The sequence below is a fragment of the Herbaspirillum sp. 1173 genome, assembly GCF_031455335.1.
GTDB classification, from domain to species: Bacteria; Pseudomonadota; Gammaproteobacteria; order Burkholderiales; family Burkholderiaceae_D; genus Herbaspirillum; species Herbaspirillum huttiense.
The window spans coordinates 1400970-1418049 of the sequence record NZ_JAVDSP010000001.1; the positions used below are offsets into that span (position 1 = coordinate 1400970).

Annotated in this window: 12 protein-coding genes and 2 tRNA genes; 12 read left to right on the forward strand and 2 right to left on the reverse strand. The window is 62.3% G+C overall.

Translation table 11 applies throughout. The features are described from left to right. The first annotated feature begins 203 nt into the window (after positions 1 to 203). The 11 genes from J2X56_RS06250 (at position 204) to J2X56_RS06300 (ending at position 12322) form a co-directional block, all read left to right on the forward strand. Positions 204 to 695: an MgtC/SapB family protein gene (locus J2X56_RS06250; RefSeq protein WP_039785458.1), complete on the forward strand. Its 492-nt coding sequence runs from the start codon at positions 204 to 206 to the stop codon at positions 693 to 695. A gap of 13 nt (positions 696 to 708) precedes the next feature. After that, a complete protein-coding gene (locus J2X56_RS06255; protein WP_039785457.1) occupies positions 709 to 1026 on the forward strand; it encodes a YnfA family protein in 318 nt (105 codons plus the stop codon). 415 nt (positions 1027 to 1441) lie between these two features. Beyond that, entirely contained in the window at positions 1442 to 2749 is a 1308-nt protein-coding gene (locus tag J2X56_RS06260; RefSeq protein WP_121041806.1) for an MFS transporter, read from the forward strand. Positions 2750 to 2760: 11 nt separating this feature from the next. Continuing rightward, positions 2761 to 5334, forward strand: coding sequence for a nitrite reductase large subunit NirB (gene nirB, locus J2X56_RS06265; protein WP_209566856.1), 2574 nt, complete (start codon positions 2761 to 2763; stop codon positions 5332 to 5334). A 26-nt stretch (positions 5335 to 5360) separates the two neighbouring features. Further along, a complete protein-coding gene (nirD, locus tag J2X56_RS06270) occupies positions 5361 to 5723 on the forward strand; it encodes a nitrite reductase small subunit NirD (protein ID WP_034337836.1) in 363 nt (120 codons plus the stop codon). A gap of 1 nt (position 5724) precedes the next feature. After that, positions 5725 to 6948 (forward strand): NAD(P)/FAD-dependent oxidoreductase, encoded by a 1224-nt coding sequence (locus tag J2X56_RS06275; RefSeq protein ID WP_051156323.1) that lies wholly within the window; start codon positions 5725 to 5727, stop codon positions 6946 to 6948. Between the two features lie 40 nt (positions 6949 to 6988). Further along, complete coding sequence (locus J2X56_RS06280) at positions 6989 to 9757, forward strand: molybdopterin-dependent oxidoreductase (RefSeq protein ID WP_310158976.1); 2769 nt, start codon at positions 6989 to 6991, stop codon at positions 9755 to 9757. 68 nt (positions 9758 to 9825) lie between these two features. Then, positions 9826 to 9902: transfer RNA gene (locus tag J2X56_RS06285), tRNA-Pro, on the forward strand. A 94-nt stretch (positions 9903 to 9996) separates the two neighbouring features. Beyond that, positions 9997 to 10073, forward strand: a tRNA-Arg gene (locus J2X56_RS06290). A 912-nt stretch (positions 10074 to 10985) separates the two neighbouring features. Further along, on the forward strand, positions 10986 to 11627 hold the full coding sequence (locus tag J2X56_RS06295) for an MCP four helix bundle domain-containing protein (protein ID WP_134135948.1): 642 nt from the start codon (positions 10986 to 10988) through the stop codon (positions 11625 to 11627). 197 nt (positions 11628 to 11824) lie between these two features. Beyond that, a complete protein-coding gene (locus J2X56_RS06300) occupies positions 11825 to 12322 on the forward strand; it encodes an SgcJ/EcaC family oxidoreductase (RefSeq protein ID WP_209566860.1) in 498 nt (165 codons plus the stop codon). Positions 12323 to 12435: 113 nt separating this feature from the next. Here the strand turns inward: J2X56_RS06300 and J2X56_RS06305 are convergent, their stop codons facing one another. Further along, the gene (locus J2X56_RS06305; protein WP_209566861.1) at positions 12436 to 14061 is read right to left on the reverse strand and encodes a methyl-accepting chemotaxis protein; all 1626 of its coding nucleotides are present in this window, start codon (positions 14059 to 14061) and stop codon (positions 12436 to 12438) included. Positions 14062 to 14478: 417 nt separating this feature from the next. Then, on the reverse strand, positions 14479 to 14937 hold the full coding sequence (locus tag J2X56_RS06310) for a GNAT family N-acetyltransferase (RefSeq protein WP_034333342.1): 459 nt from the start codon (positions 14935 to 14937) through the stop codon (positions 14479 to 14481). A gap of 433 nt (positions 14938 to 15370) precedes the next feature. On the opposite strand from J2X56_RS06310, the gene J2X56_RS06315 reads away from it, so the two are divergent. Next, positions 15371 to 16939 (forward strand): DUF3300 domain-containing protein, encoded by a 1569-nt coding sequence (locus J2X56_RS06315; RefSeq protein WP_310158981.1) that lies wholly within the window; start codon positions 15371 to 15373, stop codon positions 16937 to 16939. Positions 16940 to 17080 lie beyond the last annotated feature (141 nt).

Sequence of the window (17080 nt, forward strand, 5' to 3'; positions counted from 1 at the left end):
GTTGTTTCTGTTGTCTCCGTAGTTTCCTGTTGTTTGATGCTTGAGCGCAGCATGGCGAAGTCTTCATGCCTCCCGCCATGCATGATTTGCCCCGTCGAAGCTGACGGGGCTTTTTTATGGCTGCAGCCAGCAGTCGTTCGACGGTGAAAACGCGCGTGGCGGGAGGGTACAATGTCGCCTTCGCTCACTGCCCGCGCCTGTCCATGACCGATCATCTGGAAATTTTTTACCGGCTCCTGTTCGCCATGCTCATCGGCTGCGTCATCGGCATCGACCGCAACCTGCGCGGCAAGCCGACCGGCATGAAGACCCTGGGCCTGGTGGCGCTGGGATCGGCATTGGTCACGATGGCCGCCATGGACTTCTCGCTGGAGTCCGATGTGCATAGCCGCGATGCGGTCAGCCGTGCCATCCAGGGTGTCATCACCGGCATTGGTTTCCTTGGCGCGGGCGTGATCATCCATGAACAGCGCAGCGAGAAGGTACGCGGCCTGACCACGGCGGCATCGATCTGGGTGACCGCTGCCGTGGGCATCGTCTGCGGTGCCGGCTGGTGGCGCGTGGCGCTGATGGCGACGGGTCTGATCCTGACCTTGTTCGTCGTAGGCCGTCCGCTGGAACACTTCCTGCACCGCCGATGGCTGCGCAAGACCGACGACGAACGCGCCGACATCAGCGCGCGCGAAGAAGATTGAACGCCTCGCGCGCATGAAAACCGTTTTCCTCTATCTCTGCACCGCACTGGCCGAAATCGTCGGCTGCTATCTTCCTTACCTCTGGCTCAAGCAGGATCGCAGCGCCTGGCTGTTGCTGCCGGCCGCCGCCAGCCTGGCCCTGTTCGCCTGGCTGCTGACCTTGCATGAAGCCGCGTCCGGACGCGTCTATGCGGCCTATGGCGGGGTCTATATCGCCGTGGCCATGCTCTGGCTCTGGGCCGTAGATGGCGTGCGCCCTTCCGCCTGGGATTGTGCCGGGGTGGCCGTGGCGCTGGCAGGCATGGCGCTGATTGCCTTCCAGCCGCGATAAGCACGATTCTTTCCGGTCCCGTGCAGACGGGCTATCCCTGCGGCAACAAACACGTCACCGGCTTCATCTTTTCGGGCCCGCACGCTCACGCACTGTCACGATGCACTGCACCACGAACGCGCAGACTGCACTCGAATACATCATGCAATGATATATATCGGTGATCGGGCCCCGCGCCACTATTGCGCTTCATTTCCGCCTTCCTCTCCACAAAACCGCGCCCGTGCTGCCTCCGTGCCAAATCCCTGCGGCTGGCACGGCCTTTGCTCAATGTCCATCAGGATCAAGGACGATCCACCACTTTGATGCCGATCTAACGATGGATCTGCAATGCATACGGACAATGGCGTCCGCTTGAAACGAGGCAAGGCCTCGGATTCGAGCGGGCGCCTTTTTGTTTTTACGGGACCCCGACATGAGCAAATCCAATCGTATCGCGCTGTTCTCCCTGGGCACGCCCCAGATGCGCGCCTTCCACCTCACCTGGATGGCCTTCTTCGTCTGCTTCTTCGCCTGGTTCGCCTGCGCGCCGCTGATGCCGGTCATCAAGGGGGAATTCCACCTCACCCCTGGCCAGATCGCCAACATCAACATCGCCGCCGTGGCCGTGACCATCCTGGTGCGCCTCATCATCGGCCCCATGTGCGACCGCTTCGGTCCGCGCAAGGCCTATACCGGGCTGCTGCTGGCCGGTGCCGTGCCGGTCATCGGCGTGGCCTTCGCGCAGAGCTACGAGAGCTTCCTGTTCTTCCGTCTGCTCATCGGTGCCGTCGGTGCCAGCTTCGTCATCACCCAGTACCACACCTCGGTCATGTTCGCCCCCAACGTGGTCGGCACGGCCAATGCGGCCACGGCCGGCTGGGGCAATGCGGGCGGCGGCGTGGCGCAGGGCGTGATGCCCCTGCTGATGGCCGCCATGCTGATGCTGGGCGTCTCGCAAGGCTGGGGCTGGCGTGCGGCGCTGCTGGTGCCGGGCGTGCTGATGCTGGTGATGGCCGCGCTCTACTGGCGCTTTACCCAGGACTGCCCGGAAGGCAACTATGACGAACTGCGCGCCGCCGGCGTGACCATCGAAAGCGGCAAGCGCGGCGGCTGGGCCAGCTTCCGTGCAGCGGCCGCCAACTATCGCGTTTGGATGCTCTTCATCACCTACGGTGCCTGCTTCGGCGTGGAAATCTTCATCCACAACATCGCCGCCATCTACTACGTGGACCACTTCCAGCTCTCGCTGGAGTCGGCCGGTATCGCTGCTGCCAGCTTCGGCCTGCTGGCGCTGTTTGCCCGCGCCCTGGGCGGCTACATCTCGGACAAGGTGGCCCTGCGTGGCGGCCTGAACCGCCGCGCCACCCTGCTCTTCGTGATGATGCTGGGCGAAGGCCTGGGCCTGCTGTGGTTCGCCCATGCCGGCAGCGTGGTGGCCGCCGTCATCGCCATGCTGTGCTTCGGCCTGTTCACCCACATGGCCTGCGGCGCGACCTATGCGCTGGTGCCCTTCATCGACCGCAAGGCACTCGGCGGCGTGGCCGGCATCATCGGTGCCGGTGGCAACGTCGGTGCAGTGGCCGCGGGCTTCCTGATGAAGGGCCTGGGCAACACCCAGCAGACGCTGTCGATGCTGGGCGTGCTGGTGACCATTTCGGCACTGTGCGCAGTGGCCATCCGTTTCACCGCGTCGGACAAGAGCGGCGATGCCGCCCTGGCCGACAGCAAAGTTGCAGCCTGAGGAGAGCACCCATGAACATCATCGTCATCGGCCACGGCATGGTCGGCCACAAATTCCTGGAATGCCTGGCCGAGAGCGGCGCAGGCGACCTCAAGGTCACCATCCTCTGTGAAGAACCGCGTCCGGCCTACGACCGCGTGCACCTCTCCGAATTCTTTGCAGGCAAGAGCGCGGAAGATCTGTCGCTGGTGGCACCCGGTTTCTTCGACGCCGGCCGCAGCCCGGTGCAGTTCGATCTCAAACTGAACGCCAAGGCGCGGCACATCGACCTGGAACGCAAGCAGGTGGTGGTCAACGTGGCCGGCGCAGAAGAGACCTTGTCCTATGACAAACTGGTACTGGCCACCGGCTCCTATCCCTTCGTGCCGACGGTGGCGGGCAACCAGCGCAAGGATTGCTTCGTCTATCGCACCATCGAAGACCTGGAAGCGATGCTGGAATGCGGCAGCCGTTCGAAGAGCGGCGTGGTCATCGGCGGCGGCCTGCTGGGCCTGGAATGCGCCAAGGCCCTGCGTGACCTGAAGCTGGAAACCCACGTGGTCGAATTCGCGCCGCGCCTGATGGCGGTGCAGGTCGATGAAAGCGGTGGCCGCATCCTGCGCCAGAAGATCGAAGAACTGGGCGTGACCGCCCATACGCAAAAGAACACGGTCGAGATCGTCGATGGCAAGCAGCACACCCATCGCATGAATTTCGAAGATGGCTCGCACCTGGAAACCGACATGATCGTCTTCTCCGCCGGCATTCGTCCGCGTGACGAACTGGCTCGCCAGGCGGGCCTGAAGGTGGGAGACCGTGGTGGCATCGTCATCGACAACAGCTGCCTGACATCGGACGCGGCCGTCTACGCCATCGGCGAATGCGCGCTGTGGAACGGCAAGATCTTTGGTCTGGTCGCCCCCGGCTACGACATGGCCCGCACTGCGGCCAAGCACCTGCTCTCGCACCGCGATGACGCCATCGAAGTGCCGGCCTTCAACGGTGCCGACATGAGCACCAAGTTGAAGCTCATGGGCGTGGACGTAGCCAGCATCGGCGATGCGCACGGCAAGGAAGCCGGCAGCCGCTCCTACCAGTTCACCGACGAACGCAAGCAGATCTACAAGAAGATCGTGGTCTCCGAATCGGGCAAGCATCTGCTGGGCGCAGTGATGGTCGGTGATGCCGCCGAATACGGCACCCTGCTGCAAATGATGCTCAACAAGATCGAGCTGCCGGAGTCGCCGGAATTCCTGATCCTGCCGCAATCGGACGGCAAGGCAAAACCGGGTCTGGGCGTGGATGCCCTGCCGGAATCGGCGCAGATCTGCTCCTGCAACAATGTCTCCAAGGGCCAGCTGTGTGCAGCGGTCGCCTCGGGTGTCACGACGATTGGCGACCTGAAGGCTTGCACCAAGGCCGGCACCGCCTGCGGCGGCTGCGTGCCGCTGGTCACGCAGGTGATGAAGGCGGAGATGAAAAAGCAGGGTCTGGCCGTCAACAACCATGTCTGCGAACACTTCCCCTACTCCCGCCAGGAAATCCACCACCTGGTGCGCGTGGGCCAGATCAGGAGTTTCGATGAACTGCTGGCCAAGCATGGCAAGGGTCTGGGCTGCGATGTCTGCAAGCCGATGGTGGCCAATGTGCTGGCCTCGCTGTGGAACGACTTCGTGCTCAAGAAGGAACACGCCGGCCTGCAGGATTCCAACGACTATTTCCTCGGCAACATCCAGAAGGATGGCACCTACTCGGTAGTGCCGCGCATGGCCGGTGGCGAAGTCACGCCCGACGGCCTGATCGCGGTCGGCCAGATCGCCAAGAAATACGGCCTCTACACCAAGATCACCGGCGGCCAGCGCGTGGACCTGTTCGGTGCCCGCGTGGACCAGTTGCCGGACATCTGGGAAGAACTGATCGCCGCCGGTTTCGAGACCGGCCATGCTTACGGCAAGTCCCTGCGCACCGTGAAATCCTGCGTCGGCTCGACCTGGTGCCGTTACGGCGTGGGCGACAGCGTGGGCTTCGCCGTGCGCCTGGAAAACCGCTACAAGGGCCTGCGTTCGCCGCACAAGATCAAGTTCGGCGTCTCCGGCTGCACCCGCGAATGTGCCGAGGCGCAGGGCAAGGACGTGGGCATCATCGCCACCGACAAGGGCTGGAACCTGTACGTCTGCGGCAATGGCGGCATGAAGCCGCGCCATGCCGAGCTGATCGCCTCCGACCTCGATGAAGAAACCCTGACCCGCTACGTCGACCGTTTCCTGATGTTCTACGTGCGCACGGCCGACCGCCTGCAACGCACCAGCACCTGGCGCGAGAATCTGGAAGGCGGACTGGACTACCTCAAGAGCGTGGTCATCGATGACAAGCTGGGCATCGCCGCCGAGCTGGAAACCGAGATGCAGCGCGTGGTCGACACCTACCAGTGCGAATGGAAGAAGGCCGTCACCGATCCGGAAACGCGCAAGCGCTTCCGTCACTTCGTCAACAGCAAGGCGGCTGACGGCAACATCAAGTTCGTCGAGGAACGCGGGCAGATCCGTCCGGCCACGGTGGCCGAGAAGAAGCTGCTCGATATTCCGGTCGTCGTCGAGACCGTGTGAACATCAGGAAAAATCAGGAGCTCGGCATGCACAGCGACCAACAAATCAAGCACTGGACCCCCGTCTGCGAACTGGCCGAGATCGTCCCCAACACGGGCGTGGCCGCGCTGATCGGCGACCAGCAGGTAGCCATCTTCCACGTGATCGACCGCAGCCAGGGCGAGCCGCAGCCGCGCGTCTTCGCCATCGGCAATTACGATCCCAACGCCCAGGCCGCCGTGCTCTCGCGCGGCCTGGTAGGCAACCTGGGCGAACGCATCGTGGTGGCCTCGCCGATCTACAAGCATCACTTTGATCTCACCACCGGGCAATGCCTGGAAGAACCTGCCAATTCGGTCCCCGCCTGGCCGGCGCGCATCGATGAAGGCAAAGTCTGGATCGGTGGCTGAGATGACGACCGCCAAGCCCTCGCTGGTGGTGGTCGGCAATGGCATGGCCGGCATGCGCACGGTGGAGGAGTTGTTGAAGCTCGCACCGGATCTCTACGACATCACCGTCTTCGGTGCCGAGCCGCATGGCAACTACAACCGCATCATGCTCTCGCCGGTACTGGCCGGTGACAAGAGCATCGATGACATCATGCTCAACCCGCGCGCATGGTATGACGAACACGGCATCACCCTGCATGCGGGCGACCCGGTGGTGCAGATCGACCGCCGCCAGCGTACCGTCCACGCGCAATCCGGCCTCGCGGTGAAATATGACCGCCTGCTGCTGGCCACCGGCTCCACGCCTTTCATCATCCCGGTGCCGGGCCATCAACTGCCGGGCGTGATCGCCTTCCGCGACATCCAGGACGTGGACACCATGCTGCAAGCCGCACGCACGCATCGCCATGCGGTAGTGATCGGCGGCGGCCTGCTCGGACTGGAAGCGGCCAATGGATTGATGCGCCAGGGCATGGACGTGACGGTGGTGCATGTGACGGATGCGCTGATGAACCAGCAGCTCGACAAGCCCGCCGCCGCCCTGCTCAAGAAAGCGCTGGAAGACAAGGGCCTGCGCTTCCTCCTCAACGCCCATACGGACGAGATCGTCGGCCCGGATCGCGTGACCGCCGTGCGCTTCAAGGATGGCAGCAGCATTCCGGCCGACCTGGTGGTGATGACGGCGGGCGTGCGCCCCAACATTGCGCTGGCCAAGTCGGCAGGCCTGCACTGCGAGCGCGCCATCATCGTCGACGACACCCTGCAGACCTACGACCCGCGCATCTATGCGGTGGGCGAATGCGTGCAGCACCGCAAGGCCACCTTCGGACTGGTGGCCCCGATCTGGGATCAGGCGCGCGTGTGCGGTGCGCACCTGGCCGGTGCCGGCCATCGCCGCTATGTGCAGCAGGCCACGGCCACCAAGCTCAAGGTCACCGGTGTGGATCTATATTCGGCCGGCGATTTCATCGGCGGTGAAGATACCGAAGATCTCGTGGTACGCGACCCGCGACGCGGCATCTACAAGCGCCTGGTATTGCGCGGCTCGCGCCTCATCGGTGCGGTGCTGTATGGTGATGTCAAAGATGGACCGTGGTACTTCGACCTGATCCAGAGCGGACGTGACATCAGCGCCTTCCGGCGCGAACTGCCGTTTGGACAGGCCATGTGCCAGCATGCTGCCTAGCCATTGCGGCGAGAACGGCAATTAGTAACAGAGGATACCAATGAATCTTGCACAGACCCCGCTGGCCCTGGCCGTGGCCACCACCTCGACCACCTGCCCCTACTGCGGCGTGGGCTGCGGCGTGACGGCTTCGCTCAAGGACGATGGCCGCATCGGCGTGCAGGGCGACGTGCAGCATCCCGCCAACTTCGGCCGCCTGTGCGTGAAAGGCTCGGCCCTCGCCGAAACGGTGGATCTGGATGGCCGTCTGCTGCATCCGCAAGTGCGCGATGCGCAGGGCGCATTGCAACAGGTATCGTGGGATCAGGCGCTGGACCAGGTGGCGAGCAAGTTCTCTGCCGTCATCGCCGAACATGGTCCGGATGCCGTGGCCCTGTATGTCTCGGGACAATTGCTGACCGAGGACTACTACATCGCCAACAAGCTCATGAAGGGCTACATCGGCAGCGCCAACATCGATACCAATTCGCGGCTGTGCATGTCCTCGGCGGTGGCCGGCCACAAACGCGCCTTCGGTGAAGACCTGGTGCCGGTCTGCTATGAAGACCTGGAGCTGGCCGACCTGATCGTGCTGGTCGGATCCAATGCCGCGTGGTGCCATCCCATCCTCTTCCAGCGCATCGCCAAACTGAAGGAGACCCGCCCTGCCCTGCGCCTGATCGTGATCGATCCGCGCCGCACCGCGACCTGTGAACTGGCGGACTTGCACCTGCCCGTCAAGGCGGGCACGGATGTGTGGCTCTTCAACGGCTTGATGAGTTACCTCGCCCATCGCGGCCTGCGCGACAACGCCTTCATCGCCGCGCACACCAATGGCTTCGACGAGGCATTGGCAGTGGCCGATGCCGAGTGCGCCGATCCTGCCACGGTAGCGCGCATCTGCAAGGTGGATCTGCAGGACTTGCTGGACTTTTACGAAGCCTTTGCCGAGACGGAGAAAGTCGTCACCGGTTTTTCCATGGGCGTGAACCAATCCTCGGCCGGCACCGACAAGGTCAACAGCATCATCAACTGCCACCTGGCCACCGGCCGCATCGGCAAGCCCGGCATGGGCCCCTTCTCCATCACCGGCCAGCCCAATGCCATGGGCGGACGCGAGGTCGGCGGACTGGCCAACATGCTGGCCGCGCACATGGACCTGGACCAGCCATTGCATCGCGAGATCGTGCAGGAGTTCTGGCAATCCCCGCGTATCGCGGACAAGCCGGGCCTCAAGGCGGTGGACATGTTCCGCGCCATCGAGGAAGGCCGCATCAAGGCGGTGTGGATCATGGCCACCAATCCGCTGGTGAGCCTGCCTGATGCCGACCTGGTGCAGCGGGCGCTGCAGAAGTGCGAGCTGGTGGTGTCTTCCGACGTCATCACGCAAACCGATACCAATGCACTGGCCCATGTGCTGCTGCCGGCGCTGGCCTGGGGCGAGAAGGATGGGACGGTTACCAATTCCGAACGCCGCATTTCGCGGCAACGGGCTTTCCTCACGGCACCGGGCGAGGCACGCGGTGACTGGCAGATCATCTGCGAGGTCGCGCAGCGCATGGGCTTTGCGGGATTTGATTTCGACGGCCCGCATGCGATCTTTGACGAACACGCGCGCCTCTCCACGCATCGCAATGGCGAGGCCGATGCAGGGTGCGCACGCCGCGTTTTCAATCTGTCAGGCCTGACCGGGATGGACAAGGACGCCTATGACGCGCTGGCACCGATCCAGTGGCCGGTGCAGCGCTTGTCTGATGGCAGCATCAGCGGCACGGCACGCGTCCTGGAAGATCATCGTTTCACCCACACCGATGGACGCGCGCGTTTTGTGCCGACCGCCCCCCGCACGCCGGGCCACGCGGTTTGCGAGGATTACCCGCTGATCCTCAACACCGGCCGCGTGCGCGATCACTGGCACACCATGACGCGCACCGGCAAGTCGGCCACGCTGGCCAGCCATATTCCGGAATCCTTCATCGACCTGCACCCACAGGATGCGCTGCTGTATGGCGTGCGCGAAGGCGGTCTGGCGCGCATCAGCAGCCGCTGGGGCGCGATGGTGGCGCGCGTGCAGCATGGTGGCGGCATCCCGCGCGGCAATGTGTTCGTGCCGATTCACTGGAACGGGCAGTCGGCCTCCGATGCGCGTGTGGGTGCAGTGGTCAATCCGGTGGTCGATCCGGTCTCGGGCGAGCCGGAGTTCAAGCACACGCCGGTGGCGATCGAAGAATTCCGCGTGGGCTGGCATGGCTTCATCCTCACGCGCCATGCGCTGGATCTGGATGACATCACTCACTGGACACGCGTGCAGGGCCGGGATTTTGTGCGATATGAACTGGCCGGCCGCAATCACATCAGCGACCACACCGCGTGGGCAAGGGCGCTCTTGGGCGTGCAGGCCGATGATGCGGACTGGCTTGAATATGAAGACCTGAGCGATGGCAGCTATCGCGCGGTGCATGTGGTGGATGATCGCATCGACATGTGCCTGTTCATGTCGGCGCGCCCTGACCTGCCCTCGCGCTCGTGGCTGGCGGGACTGTTTGCCAAGGAGACGCTGGAAGAAGCCGACCGCGTCGGCCTGCTCGTGGGCCAGCCGATTGAGAAAGGTGCTGACGCCGGGCCGACGGTGTGTTCGTGTTTTGGTGTGGGGCGCAACACCATCTGCAATGCGATCCGTGCGCAGGGATTGACGGAGGTCAGCCAGGTGACGGCGTGTGTGAAAGCGGGCGGCAATTGCGGCTCGTGCGTGCCGGAGATCAAGAAGCTGATGGTGGAGATCAGGGTGCAGGGCGAGGCCGAAGCACGGGAGCGGGAGACGGCGGCTTAGGATCTTCTTTGAAGAATTTGCATTCTTTGTTGACCATTTGAAAGAGATGCTGCTATTATCTCGCTTCTCGGAGTGTAGCGCAGCCCGGTAGCGCACCTGGTTTGGGACCAGGGGGTCCAAGGTTCGAATCCTTGTACTCCGACCACTCATCAAAAACGGGCTGTCTGTGACAGCCCGTTTTCTTTTCTGGATCGTTGGCGGTAGCGCATCGGCGCAGCATCACCGCCAGCCACGCCGAACTGCCCTTAGCTCAACTGGATAGAGCAATGGCCTTCTAAGCCATAGGTCGGGGGTTCGAGTCCCTCAGGGCAGGCCAGTTTCAGTTCTCAGCTATCCCCTTTGCGATCAGGTGCTACGTTCAGGAACGCCGCGCGGATTCTTGCTCTGCTTGCGCATGACGCAATTGGCAAAGTAATGGAGTTCGGCTTGGAAATCGACAAAGCAACAGGGAGTAGTCAGTGAACAAGATGAACTGGTTAGGAACCCTTCGCCGCCACGTCTCAGTTGTCGCTTCGGCTATAGTTCTAGGCATCGCCTGGGGTATGTTGGCCGCAGCTGGTGGACGTTTCTTGTTCGGACTCCAAGAGGCGCAGTCGCTGTTATTTGTTGGATTGCCTTTCGGCTTGCTTGTTGTTGTTCTGATGTGGAAGCGCCTACCTCGGATCCTTGGCTTTGACGAGTAGTACGCAGCCTCAGTGTCATCGGGGGAAGGTCTTCATTTTTACGACCTTCCCGGTGACCACGCCCATGACCACCCCGGCCGCATAAAATTCTCCTGCAACGCTGTACCTGCTCGACTAGGCCCAGGCGTGACGTTTTCGTTACCCGACCTGTTGCTTCCCTAATAAACTCATCAGAGATCAATCATCAGGAACTGGCTCCGCTCGGTTGGTCGACGACTGCCGTATTGATGGGCAGCCAAGCTTTGGCGCTATGCGCACACGAGGCAACACCAAATTTTCTGCGTGCGCGGGTAACGGGGTGAGTCGGTGATCATTCAGCCGATTTATGCCGTCAATGAAACCCGTTTTTGGCACCAGCTACAGAGCCAAAATCGTTAGAAGAAATTCATCGCGTGTCTCATCCAATCAGATGACAGCGCGAGTAAACATGTGATTCTCAACCGATGGCCACTGGAAACGCCCGCTTTGATGGGCCTATTTCGGTAATTGGCGGTGGGCGCGATCGCGTACCATCTCACGCAATTCGATCTTGAGGATACGCGCTCATGACAGTTGCCAAGAAACTCTACGCGCTGGCCGCCATCGCCATTTTTGGAACGCTGCTGATCGTCGGCGTCGAAACCTACCATCTGCACCGAGTGGATTCTGCGGCCAGCTACGCCAGCGCCAATACTGTCCCGAGCATCCTGGAACTCGACAGCGTCATCGACGGAGCGTACGCCATGCGCATCTCGGTATGGAAATACCTCGCCAATCCCACCCCTGAGCAACGCCAGGAAACCGAAAAAGTCATCAACGCGTCTTCCAGCCAGATTGCAAGAGCACTGGACACGTACGAGAAAGAGGACATCTCCGACGCCACCGATGCGCAAATGCTCAAGGACGTTCGGCAGCACATCGCGACCTATGACGTATCGCTGGCCAAGGTCATGATCCTGGCGCAGAAGGATGCGGTCGCGGCCCGCAATGCCATGGCGGCCGATCAGGCGATCGTCGATACCATGATGTCCGCCCTGGACAAACAGAAAAAGTACAACCAAAAGCTGGGCAAGGCAGCCGCACAGACCGCCACCGCAACCAAGAATCAGGCGATGGTCACCGCCCTTGCAATTTCCGCGCTGATCGCTGCGCTGGTCGGCATGATTCTGTATTTCCTGCTCGCAAGATCCGCCCATCCCTCCCGATAGCGGCTAATGGAGCGAAAAAGCCCAAGCACTCCCAGTCCTTCGTCGGCGTCTTCGCACAGATAAGCACTGCATCGAGGCACTGACGATTTCTCGGCAAAAACCAATCCCGCCGCTTAAAATAGCCAGCGCTGAAGACGCCAACTCCGGTCAGCGATCTTCAGCGGAACACCTGAACATAAAAATTAACAGGGGGAAAAATGAAAACAGTCCTTTCCGCATCAGCCTTGGCACTCATCCTCACCGGCTGCGCCTCGACCCCGTCGAGCAAACCCGCTCCCGATCTGCCCTTCGCCGGCCCCGGCACCGGCGTGGTCTGCAAATCAACCACAGGCAAAGAAATCGCCGCCCTCTTCGAGCGCTGGAATGCGTCATTGCAAACCCTCGATCCCGAAGCCGTCGCCGAAAACTACGCCCCGCGCGCCCTGCTCTTGCCCACCGTGTCCAACAAGCCCCGGTTCACCAACGAAGAGCGCATCGATTATTTCGAACACTTCCTCCACAACAAGCCGGTAGGCAAGATCGACCAGCGCTGGCTCTGGATAGGCTGCAACACCGCCATCGATGCCGGCCTCTACAGCTTCACCTTCGGCACTACCGGCCAGGTCGTGCATGCCCGTTACAGCTTTACCTATGAATGGAATGGCAGGGAGTGGCTGATCACCAGCCATCATTCTTCAGGCATGCCGGAGAAGTAAGAACGCTTCGATTCGGTACGACATTGCCGTCGCCCTGAAGAAAAGAAAGAAGAGAAAGAGAAGAAACAAAAGAGGGACGCAGCAATGCGTCCCTCAATGCGTACCGATCTTCCTCAAGCCTGCACGCGCCCACCCACCAGCAGCAGATCGGCAGCCCGCTCCGGGATAGTCTCCCCGGACACCAGGTCAATGGTCAGCTCCCGTTCACGATCCAGCTTGAAGACCTGCACCGCGCCCGCCAGCTGCACCGCCTGCTCCTGCAGCGATTGCGAGGCCGCAGCCGCCTGCTCCACCAGCGCCGCATTCTGTTGTGTCGCCTGATCCATCAAACCGATGGCCTGATTGACCTGCACGATGCCATCGCTCTGCTCGGCGCTGGCGGCCGTGATGTCGGCAACGATGTCAGTCACGCGGCGCACGCTGTCGACCACGTGCTGCATCGTCTCGCCTGCCTGTGCGACCAGCCGGCTGCCGCTCTCCACCTTGCCGACCGAATCATCGATCAGTTCCTTGATCTCGTGCGCAGCCGCAGCCGAACGCTGGGCCAGTGAACGCACTTCGGCCGCCACTACCGCAAACCCGCGTCCCTGCTCGCCAGCACGCGCTGCTTCCACGGCGGCATTGAGCGCGAGGATATTGGTCTGGAACGCGATGCCGTCGATCACGCTGATGATGTCCACGATCCTCAGCGAGGAGGCATTGATCTCGTCCATCGTCTGCACCACCTGCTGCACCGCCTGGCCACCCTCGGTAGCGACGCTGGAGGCGGATGTCGCCAGCACATTGGCTTGCTGGGCGTTGTCCGCATTCTGGCGCACGGTGGCGGTCAGTTGCTCCATGGCCGACGCGGTCTCTTCGATGGAACCGGCCTGGGCTTCCGTACGCGCCGACAGGTCAAGATTGCCGGCGGCGATTTCCGCCGTGGCGGTGGCGATGGTGTTGGCACTGTTGCGCACGTTGCTGACGATGCGCACCAGGCTGTCGCTCATCTGCTGGATGGCCTGCATCAACTGGCCGACTTCATCATTGGCGCGGCGGCGGATGCGGGTGCTGAGGTCACCCGTGGCAATGGCGCGGGCCGTCATGATGGCCTCCCCCAGTGCGGTGGAAATGGTGCGCGAAATCAGCAGGCTCACCACCGCTACCACTGCACACACGGCCAGGCTCATCAGCACCGCCTGAACCACCGCCGAACGCAGGCTGGACTGCGCCGCCTGCACGCCTTGCTGGCCGAGCTGCTCGTTGTAGCGGCGATGGGCCGCCAGGGCGTTGATGAGTTTGTCACCGGGCGGGACCACCTGGTGCTCGACCGCATGCAAGGCTTCCTCGGTCTTGCCTTCAGCGCCCAGGGCGATGACGGCCTGGCGGCTCTTCTCGTAATCGGCGAAGGCATCACGGTCCGCCTGCAGCAGCTGACGGTCGGTGGCGTCGGAGATATCTTCCTTCTCGTAGCGGTCGAAGGCGGCGATGACCTTGTCGCGGTTCGTGTTCATGGACTTCTCCAGCTTGGCGCGCGTGGCGGCATCCGTGGCAGCGGCATAGCGCCAGATGCCAACCCGGATGCGGAAGACCGCTTCACCCGCCTCCCCCAACACCAGCAGGCTGGGGACCGTGTTGAACGACGAATAGCTGGCAGCATCGGCAATGCGGTTGCTGTGATAGATGCTCAAGCCGGTGAGGCTGGCCAGGCCGAGGACGACGGCGAGCAGAAGCAGACGGAGTTTGTTGGCAATGGTCATGGTCAGGATTCGTGGGTGCGCAGCATGGCGCAGCGGGTCGATGAGCTGAAATGAATGAGTGCCAAAATTATAAGTCTGCAAAAATGATGAAAATTCGCATCTGGCCGCTTCTTGATGCGGATCATCTTTGGGTCATTGCGACCGGAACTGGATCAAGTGTTCATCAAAACTAAGTTGCATGCTCCGTACACGCTGGTTTGACGCGGCGAATGGAATAAAAATACTTAGGAAGGGAAACGGAAGGAGGAGACCGGCGAAGCCATCGCATCGCACGCCGCAGGAATCGTCAGGCGCGAAGCGAGAGAGGAACAAGGAAGGGAAATCGCTGAAAAACTAAGTTTACTGGCAAAGCCAGCGAAGACCGGCAAGGTAAATCAGCGGAGCCACCCTGCGCTCCGCTGGACCGGGAATGCCGGTTTACTGCTGCACGCCCTGCTTGTAGATATCCGGACGCGAGATATGCCACACGAAGTCACCGCGATTGATGGCCTCGAAGCCACAGCTGGCATACAGCCACGGTGCGGTAGATGTGGTCAGCATGACGCGCCGCAGTTTCTGCAGCGTGGGATGCTGGTTGACTGATTCGATCATCCAGCGGCCCAGGCCCTGGCCGCGCAGGTCGCCGACGACGAAGACGTCGCACAGGTAGCCGAAGGTGGCGTGATCGGTCACCACGCGGGCAAAGCCGATCTGCTGCTTGCCGCGATAGAGGCCGAAGCACAGGCTGTTGGCCAGCGCCGTGCGCACGGTGTTGAGGTCGATGCCGGGAGACCAGCTCGAATGGGTCAGTACGTCGTGGATGAGGGGGATGTCCAGCCGGTCGGGATCGGTGTCGATGAGGAAATCATCGCGCCGCCAGATCAGGTGATGGCTCATGGTCGTTCCTTGCTTGATGGCTTGTTGTCGTAAAAAATTTGCCTTGGTACGTACTGCGGGTACTGCGAAAACTGTTTAGAACGTTTCTCTTCAACAAGAAAAGGCACGCCGGCCCTGGTTGTCCGGCCGCTGCAGCGCGTGCAAGGAATCGTGGCGATTGATCTGCGCGAAGCATGAAAACCGCTCGATTGATCGATTCCGTTGATGAGATTTGTTCCGTGGCCATTCATGATGCCACAGGCTCCCCTGCCTTGCGCAAGGCTTTCCCATCGGCAACCCGCGAGGCTCAGCCGACCCGGCGCTGAAACATCGCTTGCAATTCCGTTACACCTCGCCTGTCCGAGCTGGCAGACCATAGGCTCACCTCAGTGCGCCGGACCTGGCAATTTGTTTTTCCTCTTCCTGGTGCACGCCATCGCGCAAGGAGAACAACGTGAACAAGACATCCCTGGCCTGGGCCACCTGCCTGGTCTTCTCTCTGGTCTCAGGCCTGCCCGTGCAGGCGCAGACCGCTTATGCACCGCCGCCCGCGCCCGTCTATACCCAGCAACAGCTGGACCAGATGCTGGCCCCGGTGGCACTCTATCCCGATTCGCTGCTGGCCCAGGTGCTGATGGCCTCGACCTATCCTCTGGAAGTGGTGCAGGCCCAGCGCTTCGTCGAAGCGCGGCCCGGTCTGCAGGGCGATGGCCTGGCGCGCGCCGTGGCCCCCATGCCGTGGGATCCCAGCGTGAAGGCGCTGGTGCAGTTCCCCTCGGTGCTGGCCATGCTCAATGATCGCCTCGACTGGACCCAGCAGCTGGGACAGGCCTTCCTCGCCCAGCAGCCCTCGGTAATGGATACGGTACAGAACCTGCGCGAACGCGCCCGCATCGCAGGCACGCTGGAATCCAGCCCGCAGCAGCGCGTGGTGGTGCAGGATGAAGTCATCGAGATCGTGCCGGTCAATCCACAGGTGGTCTACGTGCCGTATTACAACCCGACCGTGGTGTATGGCAGCTGGTGGTGGCCGTCCGCTCCGCCGGTGGTGTGGGCGCCGCCGCCGCGTTATCGTCCGCCCAGCTATGAGCCGGGCTTCTCGGCCAGCATCAGCTTCGGGGTGGGCATTGGCGTCATGAGTGCGGTGTTTGGCGATGCGCGTCCCGACTGGCGCCAGCGCCAGGTGATGGTGACGCAGACACGCATCAACAACGTCACCAACGTGAACAACGTCAACAACACCAACGTCATCAACAATCGCTACGTCAACAACAACATCAACGTGAACCGCAACGTGAGCATGAACCAGCGCCCGGTGGTGTGGCATCACGACCCGCGTTACGCCGGCGGCCGTTATGCGCAGCAACCGGCCCCTGCGCTGGCCCCGCCGCCGGGACAGCGTCCGCTGGCCGGTCCGCAGGCACAGAACCTGACCCAGGCGCAGCACGTGCCGCAGTGGAATGGACATGGTCCGCAACCGCAAGCGGGCCAGCCCTTCCCGGCCAATACGCCGCGTCCGCTGCCAGTGGCCGACAACGTGCAGCAGCGATTGGCCCAGCAGGATCAGCTCCGCCAGCGCCAGGCCATCGATCAGCAACGCCAGCGTGAACAGCAGGCCAATGACCAGCAGCGCCAGCGTGAGCAGATGATCCGCGACCAGCAACACCAGCGCGATCAGCAAGCGCAGGAGCAGCGCCAACAGCAGCAGGCCCAGGAACGCCAGTGGCAGCAGCGCCAGCAACAGGTGCAACAGCAGCAACAACGCCAGCAGCAGATGCAGCAACAGCAATTGCAGCTGCAACAGCGTGAGCAGCAGATGCGCCAGCATCAACTGCAGGAGCAGCAACGCCAGCAGCAGATGATGAACCAGCAGCGCGAGCAGCAGCATCGCCAGATGGAGCAAGCCCGTCAGCAACAGCAGCAACATCAGGCCGCCCAGCATGAACAGCAGGCGCGCCAGCAGCAGGCCCAGCAGCGCGACGCCCATCAGCGGCGCGAGGACCGTCGCGACGAACGCTCCTGATCCTGCAGCGCCTCTGCCCCGCCAGTGATCGCCTGAGCGGCCCGCCGCGCGCACGTTGCCTCCCGGCAAACATGCGGGCAAGCGGGCCGCTTCAGTTATAATCTCGGGTTTTCCAGAGCTGTCGGAACAGGGCGTGCGCCG